Source organism: Pseudomonas sp. H3_E07, assembly GCF_054668895.1.
Window position 1 is genome coordinate 6,067,959 of sequence record NZ_CP162795.1, and the last position, 23,919, is coordinate 6,091,877.

The 23,919-nt window shown below is 56.9% G+C and carries 21 protein-coding genes; 14 read left to right on the top strand and 7 right to left on the bottom strand.

Annotated elements, in window-relative coordinates; genetic code table 11:
- Positions 1-72 precede the first annotated feature (72 nt).
- Complete coding sequence (locus AB4O08_RS28070) at positions 73-1,308, top strand: LysR family transcriptional regulator (protein WP_041064227.1); 1,236 nt, start codon at positions 73-75, stop codon at positions 1,306-1,308.
- Here the strand turns inward: AB4O08_RS28070 and AB4O08_RS28075 are convergent.
- The 6 genes from AB4O08_RS28075 to AB4O08_RS28100 all read right to left on the bottom strand — a co-directional run bounded on the left by AB4O08_RS28075 (position 1,283) and on the right by AB4O08_RS28100 (position 9,186).
- Positions 1,283-2,530, bottom strand: a complete 1,248-nt coding sequence (locus AB4O08_RS28075; RefSeq protein WP_101270053.1) for an OprD family porin — start codon at positions 2,528-2,530, stop codon at positions 1,283-1,285. The genes AB4O08_RS28070 and AB4O08_RS28075 overlap by 26 nt on opposite strands.
- 123 nt (positions 2,531-2,653) lie before the next feature.
- Positions 2,654-3,916 (bottom strand): gallate dioxygenase, encoded by a 1,263-nt coding sequence (locus AB4O08_RS28080; RefSeq protein ID WP_101270051.1) that lies wholly within the window; start codon positions 3,914-3,916, stop codon positions 2,654-2,656.
- 23 nt (positions 3,917-3,939) lie between these two features.
- Positions 3,940-5,277, bottom strand: coding sequence for an MFS transporter (locus AB4O08_RS28085; RefSeq protein ID WP_101270049.1), 1,338 nt, complete (start codon positions 5,275-5,277; stop codon positions 3,940-3,942).
- 280 nt (positions 5,278-5,557) lie between these two features.
- The gene (locus AB4O08_RS28090; RefSeq protein WP_041064242.1) at positions 5,558-6,838 is read right to left on the bottom strand and encodes an ABC transporter substrate-binding protein; all 1,281 of its coding nucleotides are present in this window, start codon (positions 6,836-6,838) and stop codon (positions 5,558-5,560) included.
- 58 nt (positions 6,839-6,896) lie between these two features.
- Positions 6,897-8,165, bottom strand: a complete 1,269-nt coding sequence (locus AB4O08_RS28095; protein WP_098479582.1) for a DUF1479 domain-containing protein — start codon at positions 8,163-8,165, stop codon at positions 6,897-6,899.
- A 148-nt stretch (positions 8,166-8,313) separates the two neighbouring features.
- Positions 8,314-9,186 (bottom strand): helix-turn-helix domain-containing protein, encoded by an 873-nt coding sequence (locus tag AB4O08_RS28100; RefSeq protein WP_176332036.1) that lies wholly within the window; start codon positions 9,184-9,186, stop codon positions 8,314-8,316.
- Between the two features lie 1,131 nt (positions 9,187-10,317).
- Between AB4O08_RS28100 and AB4O08_RS28105 the strand changes: the two genes are divergently transcribed.
- The 8 genes from AB4O08_RS28105 to AB4O08_RS28140 all read left to right on the top strand — a co-directional run bounded on the left by AB4O08_RS28105 (position 10,318) and on the right by AB4O08_RS28140 (position 17,585).
- Positions 10,318-11,307: an aldo/keto reductase gene (locus AB4O08_RS28105; protein WP_101270036.1), complete on the top strand. Its 990-nt coding sequence runs from the start codon at positions 10,318-10,320 to the stop codon at positions 11,305-11,307.
- A complete protein-coding gene (locus tag AB4O08_RS28110) occupies positions 11,304-11,894 on the top strand; it encodes a flavodoxin (protein ID WP_101270033.1) in 591 nt (196 codons plus the stop codon). The genes AB4O08_RS28105 and AB4O08_RS28110 overlap by 4 nt, the downstream gene beginning before the upstream one ends.
- 24 nt (positions 11,895-11,918) lie before the next feature.
- Complete coding sequence (locus AB4O08_RS28115; RefSeq protein WP_101270030.1) at positions 11,919-12,911, top strand: aldo/keto reductase; 993 nt, start codon at positions 11,919-11,921, stop codon at positions 12,909-12,911.
- 60 nt (positions 12,912-12,971) lie between these two features.
- On the top strand, positions 12,972-13,439 hold the full coding sequence (locus AB4O08_RS28120) for a (R)-mandelonitrile lyase (protein ID WP_101270027.1): 468 nt from the start codon (positions 12,972-12,974) through the stop codon (positions 13,437-13,439).
- Between the two features lie 231 nt (positions 13,440-13,670).
- A complete protein-coding gene (locus AB4O08_RS28125; protein ID WP_413469069.1) occupies positions 13,671-14,444 on the top strand; it encodes a carboxymuconolactone decarboxylase family protein in 774 nt (257 codons plus the stop codon).
- A 121-nt stretch (positions 14,445-14,565) separates the two neighbouring features.
- The gene (locus tag AB4O08_RS28130; RefSeq protein WP_176332055.1) at positions 14,566-15,510 is read left to right on the top strand and encodes an alpha/beta hydrolase; all 945 of its coding nucleotides are present in this window, start codon (positions 14,566-14,568) and stop codon (positions 15,508-15,510) included.
- A 47-nt stretch (positions 15,511-15,557) separates the two neighbouring features.
- The gene (locus AB4O08_RS28135) at positions 15,558-16,610 is read left to right on the top strand and encodes an alpha/beta hydrolase (protein ID WP_101270023.1); all 1,053 of its coding nucleotides are present in this window, start codon (positions 15,558-15,560) and stop codon (positions 16,608-16,610) included.
- 81 nt (positions 16,611-16,691) lie between these two features.
- A complete protein-coding gene (locus AB4O08_RS28140; RefSeq protein WP_101270021.1) occupies positions 16,692-17,585 on the top strand; it encodes a LysR family transcriptional regulator in 894 nt (297 codons plus the stop codon).
- Between the two features lie 293 nt (positions 17,586-17,878).
- Here the strand turns inward: AB4O08_RS28140 and AB4O08_RS28145 are convergent, their stop codons facing one another.
- Positions 17,879-18,334: an Lrp/AsnC family transcriptional regulator gene (locus tag AB4O08_RS28145; RefSeq protein WP_176332040.1), complete on the bottom strand. Its 456-nt coding sequence runs from the start codon at positions 18,332-18,334 to the stop codon at positions 17,879-17,881.
- A 133-nt stretch (positions 18,335-18,467) separates the two neighbouring features.
- Here AB4O08_RS28145 and AB4O08_RS28150 point away from each other — a divergent pair, with 133 nt between their 5' ends.
- The 5 genes from AB4O08_RS28150 to AB4O08_RS28170 all read left to right on the top strand — a co-directional run bounded on the left by AB4O08_RS28150 (position 18,468) and on the right by AB4O08_RS28170 (position 23,583).
- Positions 18,468-19,088: a LysE family translocator gene (locus AB4O08_RS28150; protein ID WP_098479584.1), complete on the top strand. Its 621-nt coding sequence runs from the start codon at positions 18,468-18,470 to the stop codon at positions 19,086-19,088.
- A gap of 14 nt (positions 19,089-19,102) precedes the next feature.
- A complete protein-coding gene (gene panB / locus AB4O08_RS28155) occupies positions 19,103-19,936 on the top strand; it encodes a 3-methyl-2-oxobutanoate hydroxymethyltransferase (RefSeq protein WP_098479585.1) in 834 nt (277 codons plus the stop codon).
- A gap of 16 nt (positions 19,937-19,952) precedes the next feature.
- Complete coding sequence (locus AB4O08_RS28160; RefSeq protein WP_041064257.1) at positions 19,953-20,408, top strand: MaoC family dehydratase; 456 nt, start codon at positions 19,953-19,955, stop codon at positions 20,406-20,408.
- Between the two features lie 1,373 nt (positions 20,409-21,781).
- Entirely contained in the window at positions 21,782-22,615 is an 834-nt protein-coding gene (locus tag AB4O08_RS28165) for an oxidoreductase (RefSeq protein ID WP_044287168.1), read from the top strand.
- A 26-nt stretch (positions 22,616-22,641) separates the two neighbouring features.
- On the top strand, positions 22,642-23,583 hold the full coding sequence (locus AB4O08_RS28170; protein WP_047543811.1) for an AraC family transcriptional regulator: 942 nt from the start codon (positions 22,642-22,644) through the stop codon (positions 23,581-23,583).
- Positions 23,584-23,919: the final 336 nt, after the last annotated feature.

Below are 23,919 nucleotides of genomic sequence, written 5' to 3' on the forward strand. Positions count from 1 at the left end.
GTTTTTTTTATTGCCACTCGAAAACATCGGCGGCATAGTCGTCGAATTCGCCGACCCGCAGAGCCCTTGTCCATGGAAAACCTTGAACTGCCGAGCCTGATGCACGTGCGCGCCTTCGTCCGCGTGGCTGATCACGGCAGCGTCTCCAAGGCTTCAGTCGCGCTGTACCGGGCGCAATCGGTGGTCACCCGCTCCATTTCCGAATTCGAAGAACGGCTGGGCGTAATGCTGTTCGAGCGCCATGCCAACGGTATGCGTCTGACCAATTTCGGAGAGCGTTTGCTGCCCCGAGCGCGACGGGTGCTGGCGGAGCTTGGGAGCGTGCCTACATTGCTCGGCCTAGGCGAAAAAGCCGCGATTGAACCGCTTTATCTGTTCCAGGCGCGACGCCTGCAAGTGTTCATCAAACTCTGTGAAACCCACCATATGCAGACCGTGGCCAGTCTGCTGGGCCTGAGCCAACCGGCCGTCAGTTCGACGCTGAAAGTGCTGGAAAACGGCTGCGGCCAATCGCTGTTCGAACGCACGCCACGCGGCTTGCAGCCGACCCGCGCCAGTCATGACATCCTGTTTGCAATCCGCCGTGCGCTGAACGAGTTGCGCCATATCGACACCGACATCACCGCCCTTCGCGGCGCCTTGCACGGTGTTGTGCACGTCGGTGCCCTGCCCCTCGGCCGCACGCGCATTCTGCCCGAGGCCATCGTGCGCCTGATGGCAGAGCATCCCGGCATTCAAGTGATCACCAATGAAAGTCCCTTCGACCTGCTGGCGACCGAGTTGCGTGCCGGCGATGTGGATTTCATTTTGGGTGCGCTGCGTTCATCGACCTATGCCAGCGACCTGGTCGGCGAGTCACTGCTGACGGAAGAAATGGTCGTGCTTGCGCGGCGTGATCATCCGCTCTGCGGCAACGGCGATTTGCAGAATCATCTGGGCAACGCGCGCTGGGTATTGCCTCGTGCTGGCTCACCGGCGCGGACGATGCTCGAGGAATGCTTCGCCGGTTTCGGCATTCCGGCGCCTTCCCCGGTGGTGGAAAGCGCCGACATGGCGATCATTCGCGGTCTGTTGTTACGCTCGGACATGCTCGCGGCCGTTTCAGCGCATCAACTGGAACAGGAAATCACTAGCGGCGAGTTGTGCATTTTGCCGCTGGAGTTGAAACAGACCGCCAGAGCCATTGGTCTGACCTACCGCAGCGGCTGCCTGCACTCACCGGTGGCGCAGGCGTTGATGGAAATGATCCGCCAGGTGATCCAGGCACAGGCCGCTGAGGCGCTTAAAGCAGGTTCAACGGATAGCTGATGATCAAGCGATTCTCGTCGAACTCATTGCTGCTGTAATCGCGGCGAATGCTCGAGTTGCGCCAGCGCAGGTTGAGGTTCTTCAACGCACCGCTTTGCAGTGTGTAGCCCAACTCGGATTCGCGCCCCCATTCCTTACCGTCGGTGACGGCCCCGCTGTGCACGTCGTCGCCGCTGATGTAACGGTTCATCAGGGTCAGACCGGGCACGCCGAGTACGGCGAAATTGTAGTCATGGCGTAGTTGCCAGGATTTCTCCCGCGCATTGTCGTAGCTGTTGTTGTAGCTGTCGTTGGCCAAGGTTCCGCCGCTGGTGCCGTTGACTCTCATCCAGGCATCATCGCCGCTGAGCTTTTGCAAACCGACGTAAAACGTGTTGCCGCCGTAGCGTGCCGACAGCAATGCCGAGAACGTGCGGTTGTCCAGATCGCCTGCGCGGGCACTGCCATCCTCGCGACCCCAGAAGTAGCCAAGATTGGCGCCCAGCGTCCAGTCACCCAGTGGTTGGCTATGAACCAGTTGCAGATACTGTTGCTGATAGATGTCCTTTAGCTGAGCATTCCACACGCCGATCATCGTGCGCTTTTCGTTGAACGCGTATTCGCCGCCGACGAAGTTGAAACGGTCAGAGGCAAACGCGGTTTTGCCCTGCATGAACATGTTTTCCATGCTTGAATCGTTGCGCGGACTGTTCTGCCGGAACTGACCGCCATACAAGGTCAACCCGGCGATATCCTGTGAAGTGACCTGACCGCCACGAAAGGTTTGTGGCAATGAGCGACCGTCGTCGGAACGCAATATCGGCAACACTGGCATCCACTCGCCGAGCTTGATTTCGGTCTTGCCGATTTTCATTTTCCCGGCGACAGCCAGGCGCCCAAATTGATCGGCAGGTCGGCCATCACTGTCCAGCGGCAGCAATTGCGTGCCTCCCGTGCCTTGCCCGCCGTCAAGCTTCAGCGAATACAGGCCCAGCACATCCACACCAAATCCGACTGCACCTTGGGTGAATCCAGAGCGGAAATCGAGAATGAAATTCTGCGTCCATTCCTCGGCTTTGCCCTGCGCATTGGCCGGGTTGGTGAAGTTGCGATTGATGTAGAAGTTGCGCAGGTTGAGATTGGCCCTGGCGTCTTCCACAAAGCCTGCAGCGCTCGCCTCGACAGGCAGAGCACAAACGGCGGACAGCGTGAAGACTACGCGTGTATTGGCGGTGATTTTCATTGTTATTGTTATCCATTTTTTTGGGATGAAGCAGTCCGCTACGCCCGCATGAGCCGGGCGCAGTGAAGTCATTCAAGGGTGTTGCGAAGCGGCCCGGAGCGAGCCGCCGATGACGCCGTGTCGTTAGCGTGGGGCCTTGCCCGCTACCGAATAGAGCACCTGCTGATTACGGGTTTTCATGAATTCCTCGAGGCTTTGTCCGCGCATTGCCGCGTATATCTGCAGATTCGGCACCCCGACCACGGCAGCGAGTTTTTCCAGCACGAAAAAAATCGCCCCGTAGTAAATCAATCCGCGCCAGTCGCGGCGTCGCAGCAGATCCCGTTCTTCATCGCTCAGCCCTGCTTGATCGAACAGCGCTTCGGGTTGGTCGAGGAAACGCTGACGCCAGTGCGGCTCGATCATGCGATGCAAAAACTTGTTCAACCGATAGCCCTTGGCGCTGCGTTCCAGGGTGAACGGATAGGTGCCTGCGAGCCTCTCGATACCCGCCAACTGATGCTGCATGTGCAGCAAGTGCCGCGCGTTGACGTCGACGGGAACGGGCCGATCCTGATTTTCCAGCAGCAGTGTGGCAATGCCGGTCATCGACGGCAGGTAGTAATCCTGGTGCAGGTTTTTCACCGTGGCCGACAGCGCGCCGCGCATGATCAGCCAGGTGATCACTTCCGAACCTTCCATGCCCCCCAGCGCGGCGTACTCGGCGTGGGTCATTTCGGTCAGCCGCTCGGGATCATTGACCAACAGATCAATGAACTGCTGGTCCCACTCCGGGTTGTTGAAACCACAGCGCTCGCCGTGCACCTGGTGGGAAACACCGCCGGTCGCGACGATGGCCACTTTCAGATCCTCGGGGTAGCTTTCAATCGCCCGGCGCAGCGCCTGGCCCAACTTGTAGCAACGCCGCGCACTCGGCACCGGGAACTGCAACACGCCAACCTGCAGCGGCACGATCTCCACCGGCCAGTCCGGCTCGCACGGCAACAGCGCCGACATCGGCGAGAAGAAGCCATGGTCGAGCGGTTTGTCGCGGAAGAAACTCATGTCGAATTCATCCGCCACCAGGCTCTCGCCGATGTGCCGCGACAGCGCCGCATGACCAGCGATCCCCGGTAACTCACGTGGATTGCCGCCCTCATCGGCGACTTCGTAGCGATCATCGACACCGAGGGAAAAGGCACCATAGTGATCAAAGAAAAACGACGTCACGTGGTCATTGAAGATATAGAAAAGCACATCCGGTTGCTGCTCCTTCAGCCACACCTTGATCGGCTCAAAGCCACGGAAGATCGGCGCCCAGGCGGCCTCATGCTGCTTATCGTGATCGACTGCAAAGCCGATGGTCGGGGTGTGAGATACAGCGAGGCCACCAATGATGCGTGCCATAACGAGTTCCTTTATTGAAAAGATTAATGCGCCAGCAAGGCCCGACTGACTCGGCGCCGTGCATGACCGTTGGCCAGGATCGCAAGTGCAGCGATAAAGGCAGGCACGCTCAACAGGGCAAACAGCAGCGGCAACCCCAACCCGAGGCTGAGCACCGCGCCACCGATGAGCGAACCAAAGATAGCCCCGAAGCGGCCGATACCCAGCATCCAGCTGACGCCCGTGGCGCGGCAGTCCGTCGAGTAGTAACCGGGTGCGAAAGCATTGAGGCCGGTTTGCGCGCCGCTCATACAGAAACCTGCCGCCACCACGCCGAATGCCAGCAGGCCCGATTCAAGGCTGAAGGCGCCCAGCAGCAGAATGAAAGCGCCACCCAGAGCGTAAGACGTGGCAATCACCGCGTTCGGATTTCGCCGGTCCATCGCCCACCCAACCACGATGGCGCCGACAGTGCCGCCAATCTGGAACAGTCCGGTGATGGTCGCGGCCCGTTCGATGGACAGCCCACCTTCACGCAGCAGGGTCGGCATCCAGCCCATGGTTAGGTAGATCACCAGCAACCCCATGAAGTAAGTTGCCCACAAGGCGAGAGTGCCGAAACGATAGTGATCGGTGAAGAGCAAGCGCAGCGGTGCTTTTTGCTGAGTTTGCGGTTCGGCAATGACGAATTTCGTCGCTGCGCTGAACGTGCCCCCCAGCTTGTTCAGCACCTTGGCAATCTGGCTGGCGGGCGCGTTGCGTGCGGCGAGAAAACGCGCCGACTCAGGCAGCAACAGCCACATCAAGGGCAGCAGCAACATCGGCAGAATCCCGCCGGCGAGCAACACCGACTGCCAGCCGTGATGGGGAATCAACCACGCAGCGAGAAATCCGCCCAACCCCGACCCCATATTGAATCCGGTGAACATGATCGTGATGAACAGTGACCGATTGCGTTCCGGCAAATACTCGGAAAGCAGTGTGGTGGTGTTTGGCAATGCTGCGCCCAGCGCCACACCGGTCAGCAGACGCAAGGCAGCCAGCTCGTAGGGATTACGTGCAAAGGCGCATGCAAGGCTTAGCACGCTGAAGCCAGTCACCGCCGTCAGTAGTACTTTTTTGCGGCCGATTCGGTCGGCGTAAGGGCCAGCGGTCAGCGCACCGATCGCCAGCCCAATCATGCCCGCGCTCATCACCGGGCCAAACGCCGCTTTCGAAAGCCCCCACTCTTGAATCAGCGAGGGGGCAATAAACCCCATCACCGCGACGTCGAAGCCATCGAAAAGCACTATGAAAAAACATAAACCCATAATCAGCCACTGGTACGGCACCAGTTTTCGGTTGTCAATCCACGCTTTGATATCCACCGTTTCACTACTCATGCTCTCACCTTCTTATTTTTGTAGAAGTCCCGACGGACGAGGCCTGTAATTGGACCGTCCACGCTAAACGATGGAGGTGACTGTAAAGCCGCAGGTATACCGCCCGCCTCTGGGAAATTATTAACCGGGTATCGATTTTTCTTATCGGGGAATCAACAGAGATAGACAGAGCGTGGTAGAGCGGGGGTGATGATTGCGGCACGAGCAGCCGCTAGTAGGAGATGCATCGTCAATAGCTGCTCCGTATTCGGTATACGGAGCAGCTCAAAACTAAAGCAATTTATTGTGCGGCCTTGATCGCCGCCAGCAACTGCCTGCCAGCCTTACCAGCATCGGCGGACTTGTCATTCATGAAGTGGGTCACGACATCGAACACAGCGCCCTGCACCGCCTGAGAAGTCGACATGTTGAATGCCATGCTCGGAGCGAGTGAACCAGTCTTCTCGGCAGCAGCGAAATCCTTTGCAGAGGCTTGTGCACAGCTATCGAATCGACTCATGTCCAAACCCTTGATGACGGGTATTGACCCCTTGTTTTGATTGAAAACATATTGAAACGACGGCTCCAGCGCTACTTTGGCCAGGTCGTTGCGGGCTGCAATATTGCCAGGGGTGTCATTCTTCGAGGCAAGTTTGAACATCGCCAGTGAATCAATGGTATAGCTGTAAGCACCCTGCGAGCCGGGAAATGGCACACAAATGTAATCTGTATCGGCAAACTTGCCCGCCGCGCTCCACTCACTTTTCGCCCAGTCCCCCATGATTTGCATGCCTGCTTTGCCATTGATGACCTTGGCTGTTTCCAGATTCCAGTCTTGACCGTTGCCATCGGGATCCAGATAACTCTGTATTCTTCGCAGCGCATTGAATACTTCAATCATTTTCGGCCCGGTGAAAACACTGTCGTCGACATCAATAAAGGCCTTCTTGAAACCATCAACGCCCATCACGCTCAAAACGAGGTTTTCGAAGATTGTCGTGTCCTGCCAGGCCTGACCGCCATGTGCGATAGCTATGAACCCTGCCGCCTTGAGCTTATCCCCAGCAGCATAAAGTTCATCAAGAGTGGTCGGCACATCGGAGATGCCCGCCTGCTTCAGAACGACAGGGTTAAGCCAAAGCCAATTGATGCGATGAATATTCACCGGTACCGCAACGTAATGCCCCTCGTACTTCATTATTTGGGCGACGGACTCGGGAAGCAGGCTGTCCCAGTTATTCGCCTTGGCGACGTCGTCAATGCTGGCAAGAAGATCGAGGCGACCCCATTCCTGAATATCTGGCGCTTTTATCTGCGCGGCGGTGGGAGGATTGCCCGATACAGCACGGGTTTTCAGCACAGTCATGGCCGCACTGCCTCCGCCGCCAGCGACTGCACTGTCCTGCCAAGTGAATCCATCTTTCTCGATGATTTTCTTCAAAACTTCCACCGATTTGGCCTCGCCCCCGGAGGTCCAATAGTGAACGACTTCAACGTTTCCCTTGGTTTCAGCGGCCTGAATCACAAGAGGAAATAAAGCGGCAAGAGAAACCATGGCTGCAAGGCGGTTCATTGAGTTCATGTCAGTACCTTATTGTTTTTTTATCGAGGTAGTGGGCTATTCGCTCAGTCTCACGCAATCATTCGAGCCCCAGACCGGCACGTCCGAGCGCGTTCAGACGCTCCAAGGTGAAACGACCTTCCCAAGTTGTTTCATAGTCTTCCCGAGGAAAATCGTCGGGTGATGCACCCTGCGCGAATGCCCTGAACACATCCTTGGCGTAACGCAGGTTTTTTTGACACATAGGTGCAGCCGGAACGTACATAACATTGCCCCAGCCTTGTTGATTTGCCACGGGTGCGACACTGTGAATTACATCGCAATGCCACCACACCGAATCGCCCGCACGGACATCCGGAATCGGACTCAGCCCTTCGAACAGCAGTGGATGCCACTGTCGGGACACCGGAAGTACCTTGCCCGGCGCAACCCCGCACAGCTCATCCTCAGGTACATCGTCCAGCAGTGGCCGCAGCAGCATGTAAGCCATCGCCTTGGGGATCGGCAAGGTATGCAGTACCCCCTGATCGGCGTTCATATCCGATAACGCGGTCCAGCCTTGAAACGTGCGGAACGCAGAGCACTTGACCGTATCTTTGTAGGCGTACTCATCGACTTCAGTACGGAAGGCTGCGTCCCAAGGGTCGTAGGCGCTGAAATCGTTGCTGTAAATTTTGTCGAATACCTTCAGGTAGGCTGGGTGCAGCCATCGCTCCAAGGCGCCCGAGTCGGTGTGTGGCCCGAGACCTTTTGAATGTGTTCCCGGAGGTCGACGCCGTACTCGATCCGGGTATAGGGCATTGATATCAGGGTTGAACCATTGCCGCCCTTGAGAATGGATCTTCCAAAGACGATTCAGAAAAGATTGTGCGGCCCCCATGCGCTCATCCTGACGCAACTGCATCTGCGACTCCGACCAATAGATCGGAAAAATTTCTGGACGCGATGCCTCCAGGCTTCCGAAAAACTGGTCCGCTGGACCACGATAAATTGCATCGAAGTGATTGCGGTCAAGGTAATCCAAAAGCCTCTCGTCCCACCCCAAAACCTGCTCTCGAGGAAAATGGTTTCTGAGCACGACGCAACCACGCCGCTTGATTAGCGCCAACTGGTCCGCACTCACTTTCCCGACCGCGATATCCTCGAACTCAAGGATCGGCCAAGCCGAACCGGTGAGCGCCTCCTGCGCCTTGATTGAGTCGATTTCAGCAACGATGAATTCGCTAACTTGTTCAAACAAAGATTCAACGTCGCCGATCTGCGCGCGCAAGGCGCGCTTCATTTTGACGATGCTGTCTCGATAATCTTGCGGAAGCGTTTCGCTTTCGAAGGCACGGTATTTACTCATGGGAACTACCTGCTGTTTTTGTTATTCATGCAGGTATGGAACCACTTTTAAATAAGCACACGGCAGCCTCATTTGAAGCGTCGACTAGTACGATAATGGCGTTTTGAGCCAATACGATCGGAGTATCAACCCACTAGATTTCTGACCTTCACTGAAAATGATGGCTGTGCGTTTGACGAAACGCGGAAGGTGTCAGCCCTTTCAACGCCTTGAACTGGCGGTTGAATAATGCCAGCGACGAGTAGCCTACCTGCCCCGCTATTATCGATACCGGCGAGTTGCCCTGCATCAGCAACGCACAGGCATGGCCGATGCGCAGTCGAACGATATAGTCCAAGGCGGTACAGCGTGTATGCCGGCGAAACATTCGATGGAAAGCAGACAGACTGACGCAGGCCAGCTCTGCTAACTCGGCAACATTGATTGCCCGGGCGTAGTTACCATGTAGGTAATGCAGAACTCGATGAATACGCGCGTCTTCGACAATCTGATCACCCGCCAGACCGCCTAGCGTCGGCAGGATCCGAGTAGCATCAGCGTCTCTTGCCAGCCTGTCGAGCACCGTTAGCAATGCGATCAAGCGCTGGGGCGGCGTCTGATTGACCATTGCCTCGATGGAGGAGCGTACATCACTGGAGGCCCTACCACTGAAACTCACCGCGTGTTGAGCTGCCGCCAGCAATGGGCGAAACGCAGCCATTTCCGGAAACAATGTCACAAGCGAGTCGGCCCAAGCAGCGGAAAACCAGATAACCAAGGCAACATGCGGCTGATCCTCATCAATACGCTCCGCTGAAGACCAGCTATGAGGAATATTCGGCCCTACAAGAATCAGGTCTCCATCGTCATAGCGCGCTACGTCATTACTGATGTAGCGATGGCCGCGACTATTGAGCGTGAGTGTCAACTCATATTCGGGATGATGATGCCACTCGAATGGAATCGCATCCGGCAAACGCCTGTTCAATAGCGTCCAAGAGGTTGCAGCCTCTGTGGGTACTTTCTCGAAGCTGGGTTTCATGACATCGACTCGGCCTAGCAAGGGACTTGTATCGCCATCATCGTAACACCCACTACTTCTGCAGTGAGCTGACGAGATCTCAACGCGTAAAATCGTCGGCCGCCTGATCATGACATTGACCTGCACGAGGGTTCCATTGAAAACCGGAGCGCGCCAGCACGCTTGGATTTTATCGCTGGTCGCTACCGTAATCCTCGCGTGGATGAAAGAATAGCGTTTGCGTCGCTTGAGGTACACGCAACCTGGTTTGGTAAGCAGCCAGGTATTCGTTGCGCACCTCGAGTGAAAAGCTGCCAGGCATCCATGCGACGAAAGGATGCTGCGTAATCGAACAAACGATGAAATTCGGGTCAGCCTCCCCCGCGCTGGCCAATTCATGGTTCTCCAGGCGCATACCAGCGGTTACTCGTGATGATCCGCAACTCAAATTGCATTTGAATGCGAGCACAGACCTCCTAGACGGCGATCAGGATACTTGATATTGCGGTGCGTCATTGCTATGGCCATGCCCTAGGGCTCACTGCCGAATTAATGCTGCCCGGAGAAGTCAGGGTGTATTGCAGCACACTGCGGCTATTTGAAGTTTCGGACTTGGTGAAGGCAACGCTGTTGTATACAACTTCACATGCGAACTGGCCCAAATGGTTTGCCCACGCCGGTTGACCGCAGACAGATTTGAAGATCGGAATGCGCTTTGATCAATCGGAACTCGCCATTGACGCGGCGCGGCGCAGTCAAAGCGTGGTGCTAACAAGTCCCTGGCTTGTCGAAGATGCCTTGGAGCAAAACCAACTTGCGCAGCTATTCGATACTTCCTTATCAGAGGGCGAAGACTATTACCTCGTTCATAGCGGGAATGCTCCGCATGGGTCCGCAGACTGACTGAGGCAATGGCTTCTGAAAGCCTCAAAGCTGTAGCAAGCGCATTACCGGCAACCGATGTGAGATCTCACACCTGAAGCAATTAAAGCGATGCGGAGATGGATGATACTCGCTGCGTACGACATGACAGCGCCATTCTCTTGTTTTGGGATTGATGAGCAAATTTCATGAACCCTTGCCGATTTAAGCGTCTAGTACCTATTCGGTAGCTCGCTTACTGTTCCCCAACGCCTTATTCGGGAGAACGAAATGCACAACCGCACACTCGGCAACAGCTCACTTGAAGTATCGGCACTCGGCTTTGGCTGCATGGGCCTGAGCCATGGCTACGGTCCAGCGACAGAAACGCAGCAGGCGATCTCGCTGATTCGCACGGCAGTTGATCGAGGCGTCACGTTCTTCGATACCGCCGAGTTCTACGGCCCCTATCTCAATGAGCAAGTAGTTGGCGAGGCGCTGTTCCCGGTTCGCGAACAGGTCGTGATCGCCACCAAATTCGGCTTCGCCGTCGGTGCCGACAACACAAAGCAGACTCTGGACAGCCGGCCCGAACGTATTCGGGTCGCCGTCGAAGGTTCGCTGCGCCGACTGAAAACCGATTACATCGATTTGCTTTACCAGCACCGCGTCGATCCGGACGTGCCGATCGAAGACGTCGCCGGGACGGTGAAAGACCTCATCGGCGAAGGCAAGGTCAAGCATTTCGGCCTGTCGGAGGCCGGAGCACAGACCATTCGCCGTGCGCACGCGGTGCAACCGGTCACGGCGCTACAGAGCGAATACTCGCTGTGGTGGCGCGAGCCCGAGCAGGAAATCCTGCCGACGCTGTGGGAACTGGGCATCGGCTTCGTGCCGTTCAGCCCTTTGGGCAAGGGTTTTCTCACCGGCACGGTGTCGGCGGAGGCCACTTACGGCAGCGACGATTTTCGTAGCATCGTGCCGCGCTTCAGCCAGTCGGCGCTGCAAGCCAATCAGGGGCTGGTGATATTGATTCGTCAGATCGCCGCGCAGAAACAAGCCACGCCGGCGCAGATCGCTTTGGCCTGGCTGCTGGCGCAGGCACCGTGGATCGTACCGATTCCGGGCACGACCAAGCTGCATCGCCTGGAAGAAAACCTCGGTGGCGCGGACATCACGCTCGATGCAGCGGAGCTGAAGGCGATTGATGCTGCGCTGGCGCAGATCCGCATCGAAGGCGAGCGCTATCCCGAGGCCCTCAAGGCACGCGTCGGCCGATGAGCAAAGATCACGATCCGCTGCGGCGCACGGTCATCGCTGCACTGGCCAGCGCCCCGCTGCTGTCACTCGCCGACACGCAAAGCCCCCATGAAACCCCGCGTTCCGGTTCGCGGATTCTGGTCGCGTACTTCTCGCGCTCGGGCAATACCCGCGTAGTTGCCGGGCTGATCCAGCGTGGACTGGGTGCCGATCTGTTCGAGATTCGCCCGGCCCACGCCTACCCCGAGGACTATCTGGAAACCGTGGAACAGGCGCGTCAGGAGCGTGACAGCGGCTTCGAACCCGAGCTGCAAAACAAGGTTCACGCCCTCAGCGACTACGACACGATCTATCTGGGCTTTCCGATCTGGGGTGAAACCGCGCCGCCGATCGTGCGCGCCTTCCTCAGCGCCCACGACCTGACCGGCAAGACCCTCATCCCCTTCAACACCCACGGCGGTTATGGCTTGGGCAACAGTCGCAGCGTGCTCGTCAAGCACACGCCGAAGACTAAGGTTCTGGAAGGTTTTGTGATGAAGGGTGAGCAAGAGCGCAAGACCATGGAGCGCGTGAATGGCTGGCTGAGCGATCACCCCCTCACGCGTTAATCGAATTCTGTACGGAGTGACATCATGAAAATCCGCACGTTGGGCAATAGCCTGAAAGTGTCCGCACTGGGCCTTGGTTGCATGAGCATGACGTCGGCCTACGGGCCGGCTGCCGACCAAACCAGCATGATCAAGCTGATTCGTTCGGCCCACGAGCAAGGCGTCACCTTGTTCGACACCGCTGAAGCATATGGCCCGTTCGCCAATGAAGAACTGCTGGGCGAGGCCTTGCAGCCGATCCGCGAGCAAGTCGTTATCGCTACCAAATTCGGCTTCGATATCGACTTGGTCACCGGCGCACGCGGCGGCGGAACCAACAGCCGCCCGGCGCATATCCGCGCCGTGGCCGAGGCGTCGTTGAAGCGTCTGCGCACCGATTGCATCGACCTGTTTTATCAGCACCGCGTTGATCCGCAGGTACCCATCGAAGACGTCGCCGGCACGGTCAAGGAGCTGATCGCCGAGGGCAAGGTCAAGCATTTTGGCCTGTCTGAGGCGGGTGTGGAGACCATACGCCGGGCTCACGCGGTGCAACCGGTCACGGCGGTACAGAGCGAATATTCGCTGTTCTGGCGCGGCCCGGAGCTGGAACTGCTGTCGGTGTTGGAAGAACTGGGGATCGGTTTCGTTCCGTTCAGCCCGCTGGGTGCCGGTTTCCTCACCGGTCAGATCGACGAGCACACGCAGTTCGACGCGAGCGATTTCCGCAATTTCGTCCCGCGCTTTTCCCCTGAAGCGCGCAGGGCCAATCTGGCGTTGGTCGATGTGGTGAAAGCCGTCGCGCAACGCAAACACGCCACGCCGGCGCAAGTGGCCCTAGCCTGGTTGCTCGCACAGAAACCGTGGATCGTGCCGATCCCGGGTACGACGAAACCGCATCGTCTGGAAGAAAATCTGGGCGCGGTCGAGCTGCAATTGACCGGAGACGATCTGCGCGTGATCAACGAGCGGATGGCGCAAATTCAGGTGCACGGTGAACGCCTGCCGGAATCGGCACTGAAAATGACCGGACTTTGAGTCTACCCAACGCGGCGCTGCGTGGGGCGCCGCTTTCATTGCCTGACCGGAGTTGATCCGATGAACCGATTGATCGCGCCACTCGTGGCTTTCTCACTCATGACCGCAGAAGCCCAGGCTGCTAATGAAATCCGCATTACCCCGAACGGTACCCAGCCCTCGATCAAGGGCGCGGCGCAAAACTTTACCGGCGCGGTGCGCGTCGATGGATTATTCAAAGGTGACGCTCCCGCGCGCATCGGCGGCGGCACGGTGACCTTCGAACCTGGCGCACGCACGGCGTGGCACACCCATCCACTGGGGCAAACGCTGATCGTCACCGCTGGCGTTGGCTATGTGCAGCAAGAGGGCGGCCCGCGTCAGGAAATCCGTCCGGGCGACACTGTCTGGATTCCGCCGAACACCCGGCACTGGCACGGCGCCACGGCCAACAGTGGCATGACCCACATCGCCATCGCCGAAGCCGAGGACGGCCAGACAGTCACTTGGGCGGAGCAGGTCTCGGAGGCGCAATACGCCGGCCAATGAAGTTACGGAATGTGTCGAAGCTGTTCGCTCGACACTCTTGCGGCGAACCGTCATCTGACCTCCAGGCCCCGTAACAGCGGGTTCGCGCGAGGTTTTCAGCAGTTTTGGCAACGTCGACTCATGAGTTTTACTCAGGAGTCCATGCGCCTTTTCGGGGTTAATCGCCACAAACATCCTCCGTACGATCCAGCCACACCTCGCAGTGACCTGCAATGGACGGAGCCTTTCATGATGACCACTGAAGTACGCAACCGCACCGCCCTCCCCGCATTTATCGCGCTTTGTCTGGGCGTTGCGGCGATCTTCAGCGTTCCCATTCAAGCAGCCGAGGCATCGCAGACCATGACCAACACACTTGCCAGCGCAGCCAGCTTGTCGAGCCAGCAACAAGCCATTCCACTGATCGCGGCGTTCATGGCGACCAGCGACATGCCCAACCTCAACACGGCGCTCAACCAAGGGCTTGATGCCGGCCTGACCATTAGCGAAACCCGTGAAGTTCTCGTGCAGCTTTACGCCTACGTCGGCTTCCCGCGCAGCCTCAACGCCTTGAATGAATTGATGACCGTGGTGCAGGCGCGCAAACAACGCGGCATCGAAGATGCGCCGGGGCGTGAGCCGAGCTGGGCGATTCCGGTCGGGGATGAGCTGCTGGCCGCGGGCACGGCGAATCAAACCAAGATTTCCGGCGCCCCGGTCAAAGGCCCGGTGTTCGAGTTCGCTCCGGTGATCAACCGCTTCCTGCAAACCCACCTGTTCGGCGACATCTTCGAGCGCGACAACCTCGACTGGCAAAGCCGTGAACTGGCCACTGTCGGGGCCCTGGCAGCAACGCCGGGGGTCGAGCCGCAGTTGCGCTCGCACATGGCAGCGAGCCTGCGCGTCGGGCTCAGTGCGGCACAGTTGCACCAAGTCACCGAGCTGCTGAAAAAGCATGGCGATGCACAGACCGCCGAGCGGGCCAACGCAGCGCTGGTCCAAGCCCTCACGGCTTCGAGGAAATGACATGAGAACTGCAAAACATTTGCTGAGCGTCACGCTGTTGAGCCTGTTGGCGGCCTGCGCGAACCACCCCGAAGGCCCGCTGCTGATCCAGAAACAAGGCAGCTTCGCCGCAGGCGGAACGATGACCACGGCACCGGGCACCTTCAACCCGCGCCAACCGATGACGCCCAACGGCCAGACCTACCACGGTGACCACGCCTACGCCTTCTATCAAATCCCGGTGGACGCGCGAAAACTGCCCATCGTCATGTGGCACGGCGCGGGTCAGTTTTCCAAAACCTGGGAAACCACCGCCGATGGTCGTGAGGGTTTTCAGAACATCTTTCTGCGCCGCCACTACGGCGTCTATGTGATCGATCAGCCCCGGCGTGGTGATGCCGGGCGCAGCATGGTCGAGACCACCATCAAGCCTGTGCCGGACGAACAACTGTGGTTCAACCAGTTCCGCATCGGCCTTTGGCCCCGCTACTTCAACGGCGTGCAAGTGGCACAGGATGCCCAGACCCGCGAGCAGTTTTTCAGGGCAATGACGCCGAACACCGGGCCGTTTGACATGGGCGTGGTCTCCGATGGTGTGTCGGCGCTGTTCGACAAAATCGGCCCCGGCATCCTGTTTACGCATTCTCAGGGTGGCGGGCCGGGCTGGTTGACGGCTATCAAGAACGACAAGGTCAAAGCCATCGTGGCGTTCGAACCGGGCAGCAGTTTCGTGTTTGCTGACGGTGAGGTGCCGGCGCCGATCCCCAGTGCGTTCGACACGGTGCAAGGCGCAGAGGTGCCGATGGAGCAATTCATGGCACTGACGCGTATTCCGATTCTGATCCTGTACGGCGACAACATCCCGGAACAGGCAGTCGATCTGCCCGCTCAGGACAGTTGGCGCGCACGCCTGAAAATGGCCCGGCTCTGGCGTGACGCGGTCAATCGCCATGGCGGTGATGTGCGACTGATACACCTGCCGGAGATTGGCATTCACGGCAACACCCATTTCCCTATGTCGGATCTGAACAACGTGCAGATCGCTGACCTGGTCGCGCAGTTCCTCAAAGAAAAACAGCTGGACTGACCCAAATACTTTTGCAACTGCCGCCTTTTTTTGCTCAGGAGCTTCACGTGAAGAACACTCTCAAAGCCACGTTCATGTCGGCATTGGTCGGCCTCTCGGCAGGCGAAGCCTTGGCCGCCGACTACAAGAAGAACCCGTTCACCCTCGCCTACGACGGCGCGATCACCCGCAACGAACCGGGCAAGGTCAACATTCACCCGGTCAGCTATAAGCTCAACGGTCTGGACATCGCCGCCAACGTCTACACTCCTGCCAACTACGACGCGAAGAAGAACTACCCGACCGTGGTGGTTGCGCATCCGAATGGCGGCGTAAAAGAGCAAGTCGCCGGTCTGTATGCCCAGCGCCTCGCCGAACAGGGCTACATCACCATCACGGCCGATGCGGCCTATCAAGGCGCCAGCGGTGGTCAGCCGCGCAGCATCGATAAACCGGCGTATCGCATCGAAGACATTCACGGCATGGCCGATTTCATCAGCCAGTTCGCTGGTGTGGATGACAACCGCCTGGGCCTGCTCGGCATTTGTGGCGGCGGTGGTTATTCGTTGGCGGCGGCGCAAACCGACAAACGCTTCAAATCCCTGGCGACGGTGAGCATGTTCAACTCGGGTCGAGTACGCCGCAACGGCTACAACGACTCGCAAATGGACAGCATTCAGCAACGTTTGCAACAGGCATCAGTAGCGCGCGCGCAAGAGGCAGCGGGGGGCGCAGTGCTGTATTCGGGGGATGCCAACCTCACCGACGAGCAGATTGCCGAACTGCCTTTCGAACTGTATCGCCAAGGTTATGAGTACTACTGGAAAACCCACGCGCACCCGAACTCGACCTTCAAATACACCACCAGCAGCCTTATTGACCTTATGCGTTTCGACGCCACCGACCATATCGAGTTGATCAATCAACCCTTGCTGATGATCGCCGGCAGCAAGGCCGACAGCCTGTACATGACCCAGGATGCGTTCCCGAAAGCCATCGGCACCACTGACAAGGAAGTGTTCATCCTCGATGGCGCCACACACATCGAAACCTACTGGGTGCCGCGTTATGTCGATGCGGCGATCGGCAAACTGACGGATTTTTACGCACGCACCTTGTGATCAGCGCGCCAAGGGTCGCGCATCCGTGCGCGACCTGCTTTCATGGAATAATCACGCGCTCCTCATGAGAGGTACTCATCAATGTCCCGCCCCAATCTCAACGACCTGCAAGCCTTCGTGGTCATCACCCGCGAAGGCAGTTTTACCCGTGCTGCCGCGCAACTGGGCGTTTCGCAGTCGGCGCTGAGTCACACCATGCGCGCCCTAGAAACTCGGCTGGGCGTGCGCCTGTTGACGCGAACCACACGCAGCGTTTCGCCGACCGAGGCCGGCCAGCGCTTGTATCAGTCGATGGCGCCGCGCTTCGATGAGATCGAACTGGAACTGGCTGCTGTCAGTGAGTTTCGCGACACGCCGGCCGGCAACGTGCGGATCTCGGCGTCCGAACATGCAGCCAACAATATCCTCTGGCCGAAGCTGCTGAAGGTGTTGCCCGACTACCCGGACATCAAGGTCGAAATCACCGTCGACTACGCCCTCTCCGACATCGTCGCGCAGCGTTATGACGCAGGTGTGCGCCTGGGTGAACAGGTGGCCAAGGACATGATCGCCGTGCCGATCGGTCCATCCTTGCGTATTGCAGTTGTCGGCTCGCCTCAGTATTTCCGGCATCGGCCTTACCCGATGGAACCGGGAGATCTGGCGGCACACAACTGCATCAACCTGCGCCTGCCGACTCACGGCAGCCTGATGCAATGGGATTTCGAAAAGGATGGCCACGAACTCAAAGCTCGCGTCGAAGGCCAATGGACATTCAACAGCAGCGTGCCAATTCTGCGTGCGGCCGTGGCGGGATGTGGCTTGGCTTTCCTGCCAGAGGACATGGTGGCGAAGGAGCTTGGCGACGGTAGCCTTGTGCGGGTGTTGGAAGATTGGTGCCAACCCTTTGCCGGCTACCATCTCTACTACCCCAATCGCCGTGAACATTCGTCAGCGTTTGGCGTTGTAGTTGAGGCGTTACTCTACAAGCACTGAGTCATCGACCTTCAAGGCGCATGAGCTTCATCCGCCCCACAAACCCGTGAATGAGCAAATGCTTTTGATCGGTTGCAGCCGGAAGCGACCGGCTGCAATGGGGCGATTACAGCTGACTTTGAGTGGTAGCTATTGGCTGTGGGTTCAACCAGTCGTTCAAAAGCAGCAGCTATCAGCCATAGACGACCCTATGCAACAGTCTTTGTTCGCGCCAAAGCAGTCGTATCTCAACATCGGGGGATTCGACAAAGGTATGACTGCTTCCCCCTGACTCTCTCGTAATGCTTGAGCTCTTATTCTAAAGGCAGAGGACGATCTGTGATGACGTGCTTCATCACTAACGTCGATGTGAGACGCTGTACGTTAGGTAACCTAGACAGTTCTTCATCGTAAAGCTTCTGAAAGGCTGGAAGATCTGCTGTAACCACCATTAGCAGATAATCAGGATCGCCAAAAAGTCTTTGTGCTTGGACTATATAGGTAACTCGCGGTAGAGCATTTTCGAAATCCGCTACCGCTTTTTGGTGCCCCTCTCGAAGGGTTACGAATACAAGGGACGAGAAATTCAGACCTATCTCGGTCGCCGATAGCTGAGCACGGTACCCTTTGATAACGCCTGCATCCTCCATCGCCCGAACGCGTCGATGGCATGGAGACAAACTGAGACCCACACGGTCGGCCAATTCTGTCAGCGACTGGCGACCATCCTGCTGTAGCTGCGCAAGAATCTTCTTATCAATTCGATCCATTCAGAAAAACCTTCTAATGCAGTCCGCCTTGGCGGGTTTATTCGAAAGATAATACCACTTGGCTTTCTTTATCCTTCCACCACAGTGTTTCAGGGCGGTAAACGGCGCACTGAACTGATGAAAAAAGAAGGATTTGATCGTGACAGTGTCTTTGATGATGGCCTTCTGGGCCGTATCATTTTTGTTTGTTATCACGCCTGGAGTCGACTGGGCCTACTCGATATCGGCAGGTTTGCGAGGTCGTGTTCTACCCGCCGTAGTCGGCATGCTTTCCGGTCACCTTTTGGCCACGTTGATCGTCGCTGCAGGCGTGGGCGGGGTGTTGGTCAAAATACCCCATGCGTTGCTGACATTAACGCTAATGGGGGCGGCCTATCTCCTATGGCTCGGCTTCAACATGTTGCTAAAGCCTTCGTTGCCTGCTCAAGGAGCATCCAGCGGTGACAGTAGCTGGATGGCCTGGGCGATAAAAGGACTGTGCGTCAGCGGTCTCAACCCGAAAGTTCTTTTGTTGTTCCTGGCACTGCTACCTCAGTTCACTGATGCGTCAGCGGGGTGGCCAGTAGGGGCTCAGATTATCGCGTTAGGTTTGATCCACGGTTTCAGTTGCGGCGTCGTCTATCTTGCGGTTGGCTACGGCGCCGGAGCGGTGCTTGCTTCACGTCCAGCAGCGGCTACCTATGTGAGCCGGATATCGGGAGCCGCGATGATCGTCATTGCTGTGGTTCTTGCTGCCGAACGGCTGACCATTTGAATTAAGGAAGCAAAATGTCTGATCAAATCACCGCCCCCTATAACAGCCCTCGTCTCGGCAGGGTAAGAATTCCACATTTACAAGACATGAAGGCACGGGGTCAAAAATGGGCCATGTTGACTGCTTATGACATGTACGCCGCGTCGGTGTTTGAGGCAGCAGGAATTCCGGTACTGCTCGTAGGCGATTCCGCCGCCAACAACGTTTATGGGCACGACTCGACGTTGCCGGTAACAGTTGACGAGATGCTGCCTCTGGTCAGGGCGGTTTCGCGCGCTACTGAGCGGGCGTTGGTCATTGCGGATTTGCCTTTTGGCTCTTATCAGGGATCGCCTGAACAATGTTTCCATACCGCAGCCCGTTTCATGAAGGAAGGCGGCGCTCATGCCGTAAAGCTCGAAGGTGGGATCGAAATGCTTGCGCAGGTTGAGAAGTTGGTAGGCGCAGGCATTCCAGTTATGGCTCATATCGGTTTTACCCCGCAGGCAGAACACCAGCTGGGCGGATACCGCATTCAAGGCAAGGGCGAGGACGCTCAGAGTTTGATTAACTTGAGCGTTGCCTTCGAGCGTGCAGGGGCGTTTGGCCTGCTTATTGAAATGGTGCCAGGAGACGTCGCTACGAGGATCACCGAGACAGTCTCCATCCCTACCGTCGGAATCGGTGCAGGTGTTGGCTGCGATGCCCAGGTACTCGTCTGGCAGGACATGGTAGGGCTTCGTGATGGTCAATTGCCGCGATTCGTCAAACAGTATGCGGATATGAGAAAGGTGATGGGTGACGCTGCAAAAGCCTTTGCTAAAGACGTCGAGTCGGGCTCATTCCCAGGGATTGACCATACGTTTTAAATCGTCGGAGATGCCAATGAACGCAATGCGCCAGAAAGCAATTGAAGGACTTAAGGAAGGCGATACTTTCGAAATCAAACGCACTTTTTCGCACGCAGATATCGTTCAGTTTGAGGTGCTATCGCGCGACCACAACCCGGTGCATTCCAACGCTATGTACGCGGAAGCAAAAGGCTTTGATGGTGTCATCGCTCATGGCTTGCTGACTGCGACGCTGATTACGGAAATCGGAGGGCAATTGGGTTGGCTGGCCACCTCTATGAATTTTCGCTTCAAGCGCCCCGTTTACATTGGTGATGAGCTGACTTGCGTGTGGAAAATCATGGGGATTGATGACGGAAATCGAGCGCGAGCCGAGGTAACCGTGAACAACATTAACGGCCAGGCTGTCTTGCTCGCAGACACAACAGGGCTGATCCCCACTGACACCGAGAGGAATCTACTCGCATCAATAAAAATTGATGAAACTTAGATTTATAGCGGTGGCCAAGACATGCCAAAAACACCTCTTATATAGGAACCACGCATGCAAGACTTAGTAACATTTATTGTTAGACCAGGAAGGGGAATTGAAGACGCCTACTTTCTCCTGCTAGCTGCTTTCGTTGGTGGCGCTGCGGGAGTATTACTGGCCTACAAGGTATCGCTATGGGTGGGATTGCCCTTTGCACTAGTCGCGACCCTGATGCTTTATTTCACGTGGCGAACCCCAAGCTTGGTGCCTCTACCCGCTGAGAGACCAACGCCTAATGAGCCGTAGCATGAGGGGATAGAGGCGATCAAACTGGAATAATCACCTAAAGCCTGCGAAAGGCTTGCTGCTTAACTCGCACTTTATAAAACGCAGATTACCGCTTTTGGCTGATAGCAGAGGACGCTTTAACCATCATGCCGGCCGAATGACATCGATATACTTTTAGCGTTCGTCTAATACAAATCCAAAATCGTCGCTGGACACTTGAGCCGCTTCGCTGAGCCGTTGACGTAGTGCAACGGTCAGCTGTCGTTCCACCTCCTGAATCGCCACTGTTTCCGTAGAAACCTCCAAGCCCAGCAAACCAATTACGCGGATACAAATATTCGGTCGAACACAGCCGATCGGAGTTGCTGTTGTCGACCTAGAGCGGATTAGCTGGTCCTTCCTGAGCCCTGCCCTCTCCCAGCCAGATCCGATGAGGAGCAACACTGAAAGCCATCGACGACCACCCTGGCACGCCTCAGAGATCGCCAATCTCGATCGCCCGTATATCCCGCGCCAGTGGGGGCAAAACTGGGGGCACACTTGAATTTTCTCCGTCTGAAAACAGCTTCCTAGAGCCAAGTCAAAATGTTTTTTGGCGACCCTGAGAGTCTTTAGACGTTGTCGGGCAGGCTGTTTAGCTGAGCATTTCTGGCTTTTCATGGGCATGGAGACCCTTTCATTTCCAAGCCCGCCAGTCCCGTTGCCTTACCGAAATCGCCATCAACTTATTCTGGCCCAGCAAATACAACCGGGCCCCGTCAATAAATGGTTCCGACGCCTGATGTTCGATCTGTTCGGCGATTAACTGCGCGCACAGCCTTTACTGCCAATGCGAACACCTTGGAGCGCAGGTGCGACACCTGCGGCCAGACCCCATGCACATCAGCGTTACCGAAAAACTACTCGCGACACGAAGCAGACATTGGAGCAGGTAAATAAGCCCGTCGTTTTTCTTCCTTTGGCCTCGTTTTTTGCCACCCGTTTTCAGGTTGATCGCCAATCACTCCGATAGGATCAGGCAATACTAAAATCGAATCAGGCATAGTTCCCAACCACTCCCCGCCCTAGCATAGCCTGACCTTATATATTCAGGAGTGCGCCCCATGCGTGCAGACAAAACCATTTTTATCACGGGCGTTAGTAGCGGCTTTGGCCAGGCCCTGGCGAAGGAAGCTCTCGCTCAGGGCCATCGAGTGATCGGCACTGTTCGCAGCGAATCCTCTCTGGCAACGTTCCAGGCGCTCTTGCCTGAGAGAGCCCATGGCGTGGTGCTGGACGTTACCCACTTTAATGCCATCGACGCCGTCGTCGCCGCTGTTGAGGATCAGTATGGCCCGGTGGACGTGCTGGTTAACAACGCGGGTTATGGCCACGAAGGGGTTTTCGAGGAGTCGTCGCTGGAGGAAATGCGCCGTCAGTTCGACGTCAATGTATTCGGCGCGGTGGCGATGACCAAGGCGTTTGTGCCTTTTTTTCGCCAGCGACGGGCGGGACGTATCCTCAATATCACGTCCATGGGTGGCTATATCACCATGCCAGGTATTGCTTACTACTGCGGCAGCAAATTTGCCCTGGAGGGCATCTCTGATACGTTGAACAAAGAGCTTGCGCCCTTCAATATTTTTGTAACGGCCGTGGCGCCGGGGTCTTTCCGAACGGACTGGGCAGGTCGTTCGATGCGGCGTACGCCGCGCAGCATCAGTGACTACGATGCGACGTTCGACCCGGTGCGAAAAGCCCGTGAGGAAAAAAGCGGTCTTCAACTGGGCGACCCGCAGAAAGCCGCACGCGCCATGATGACTATTATCACCAGCCCTAATCCGCCGGCTCAACTGCTGCTGGGCAGCGACGCCCTGGCTCTGGTGCGTGACAAGCTGCAGCGGACGGCGGAGAGTATTGAGCAATGGGAAGCGCTGAGCTGTTCCACGGACGGCTGAGCATAAAAGTGGAGAACGTACAATCGATGCCGAAATCCAAGGATCCGAGCACTGCGCGTATGGTGCAGTTGATGGGCCAGCTTGCACCGCTGGAGGGTTACAACCTGAGTCCGCTGGATGATGTGCGTTTTCTGCGTTCCAACCGGCCGCTGAAGCGCACCCCGGTTCTATATGAGCCGGGCATCGTCATCCTCTGTCAGGGGCAGAAACGCGGCTATCTGGGTGATGACATTTACATCTATGACGCCCAGCATTATCTGGTGGTGTCAGTGCCCGTGCCTTTTACAATGGAGACCGACGCTAGCGAGGCGGAGCCAATGCTGGCGGTGTACATACGTCTGGATTTCAATCTGGCCGGCGAGCTGATTCAGCAGGTAGATGAGGTATGGAACATCCGCGCGGCTCAGCCTATGGGTATGTACGCCTCGCCCATGGACGAACCGCTGCGCCAGTCGACCCTGCGTTTTCTGGAAGTCATGGGCGACTGCACCGACGCGCTAATCCTCGGACCAGCGATGTTGCGCGAACTTTACTACCGCATCCTCACTGGCGAACAAGGCGGCACCCTACGCGCGGCTATCGCCCAGCAGGGTCAGTTCGGCAAGGTGACGCGCGCCATTCACAAAATCCACCGCTGTTACCACGAGCGTCTGGATGTAGAAATCCTCGCCCAGGAAGCGCAGATGAGCGTGCCTAACTTTCATCTACATTTTCGCAAGGTGACCGATTCCTCGCCTATGCAGTACCTCAAGTCGACGCGGTTGCATCAAGCGCGATTACTGATGCTGCGTAACGACCTGACAGCGGCCAAGTCGGCATTTCTGGTGGGTTATGAAAGTGCTTCGCAATTTAGCCGCGATTTCAAGCGCCTCTTCGGACGCACGCCAATAGCGGAGGTGGCATGGATGAAGCAAGCTTATGCGTTGCCGGCACCGCCAACCCCTTCGCCCTTCGTGTCATCACACTGAGTTTCAAACAATCCTGTCTTGGCCGTCGCCAGTAGGCTTGGGAACGTGCGGATGGTGTGCCTGCCGATACGGCGGGCGAGTGAAGTTTCACATCTGCGGCCGCATGGATGAACAGTAAGGGTCTGGTGAAGACGTCTGGACAAAGTAAATGGTCTGAACACGATCAGATTTCCCGAAAGAGCCACTCGCCAGTTCGCATTTTCGTTTCTTGACACAGTGCTCGAATTTCCAGATTATCGATCAATGACGCCTACAAATCTCGTTAGCATGATGCGCCCCTTGATGACTGCCTTTGGCGGGCCATAGGGCGATGTGCGCTTAGAACAGAAGCATTGA

Excerpts from the sequence above, each read along its gene's own strand:
- AB4O08_RS28070 (WP_041064227.1), top strand. The coding sequence starts at position 73 with ATGGAAAACCTTGAACTGCCGAGCCTGATGCACGTGCGCGCCTTCGTC.
- AB4O08_RS28075 (WP_101270053.1), bottom strand. The coding sequence starts at position 2,530 with ATGAAAATCACCGCCAATACACGCGTAGTCTTCACGCTGTCCGCCGTT.
- AB4O08_RS28080 (WP_101270051.1), bottom strand. The coding sequence starts at position 3,916 with ATGGCACGCATCATTGGTGGCCTCGCTGTATCTCACACCCCGACCATC.
- AB4O08_RS28085 (WP_101270049.1), bottom strand. The coding sequence starts at position 5,277 with ATGAGTAGTGAAACGGTGGATATCAAAGCGTGGATTGACAACCGAAAA.
- AB4O08_RS28090 (WP_041064242.1), bottom strand. The coding sequence starts at position 6,838 with ATGAACTCAATGAACCGCCTTGCAGCCATGGTTTCTCTTGCCGCTTTA.
- AB4O08_RS28095 (WP_098479582.1), bottom strand. The coding sequence starts at position 8,165 with ATGAGTAAATACCGTGCCTTCGAAAGCGAAACGCTTCCGCAAGATTAT.
- AB4O08_RS28100 (WP_176332036.1), bottom strand. The coding sequence starts at position 9,186 with ATGAAACCCAGCTTCGAGAAAGTACCCACAGAGGCTGCAACCTCTTGG.
- AB4O08_RS28105 (WP_101270036.1), top strand. The coding sequence starts at position 10,318 with ATGCACAACCGCACACTCGGCAACAGCTCACTTGAAGTATCGGCACTC.
- AB4O08_RS28110 (WP_101270033.1), top strand. The coding sequence starts at position 11,304 with ATGAGCAAAGATCACGATCCGCTGCGGCGCACGGTCATCGCTGCACTG.
- AB4O08_RS28115 (WP_101270030.1), top strand. The coding sequence starts at position 11,919 with ATGAAAATCCGCACGTTGGGCAATAGCCTGAAAGTGTCCGCACTGGGC.
- AB4O08_RS28120 (WP_101270027.1), top strand. The coding sequence starts at position 12,972 with ATGAACCGATTGATCGCGCCACTCGTGGCTTTCTCACTCATGACCGCA.
- AB4O08_RS28125 (WP_413469069.1), top strand. The coding sequence starts at position 13,671 with ATGACCACTGAAGTACGCAACCGCACCGCCCTCCCCGCATTTATCGCG.
- AB4O08_RS28130 (WP_176332055.1), top strand. The coding sequence starts at position 14,566 with ATGACCACGGCACCGGGCACCTTCAACCCGCGCCAACCGATGACGCCC.
- AB4O08_RS28140 (WP_101270021.1), top strand. The coding sequence starts at position 16,692 with ATGTCCCGCCCCAATCTCAACGACCTGCAAGCCTTCGTGGTCATCACC.
- AB4O08_RS28145 (WP_176332040.1), bottom strand. The coding sequence starts at position 18,334 with ATGGATCGAATTGATAAGAAGATTCTTGCGCAGCTACAGCAGGATGGT.
- panB (WP_098479585.1), top strand. The coding sequence starts at position 19,103 with ATGTCTGATCAAATCACCGCCCCCTATAACAGCCCTCGTCTCGGCAGG.
- AB4O08_RS28160 (WP_041064257.1), top strand. The coding sequence starts at position 19,953 with ATGAACGCAATGCGCCAGAAAGCAATTGAAGGACTTAAGGAAGGCGAT.
- AB4O08_RS28165 (WP_044287168.1), top strand. The coding sequence starts at position 21,782 with ATGCGTGCAGACAAAACCATTTTTATCACGGGCGTTAGTAGCGGCTTT.
- AB4O08_RS28170 (WP_047543811.1), top strand. The coding sequence starts at position 22,642 with ATGCCGAAATCCAAGGATCCGAGCACTGCGCGTATGGTGCAGTTGATG.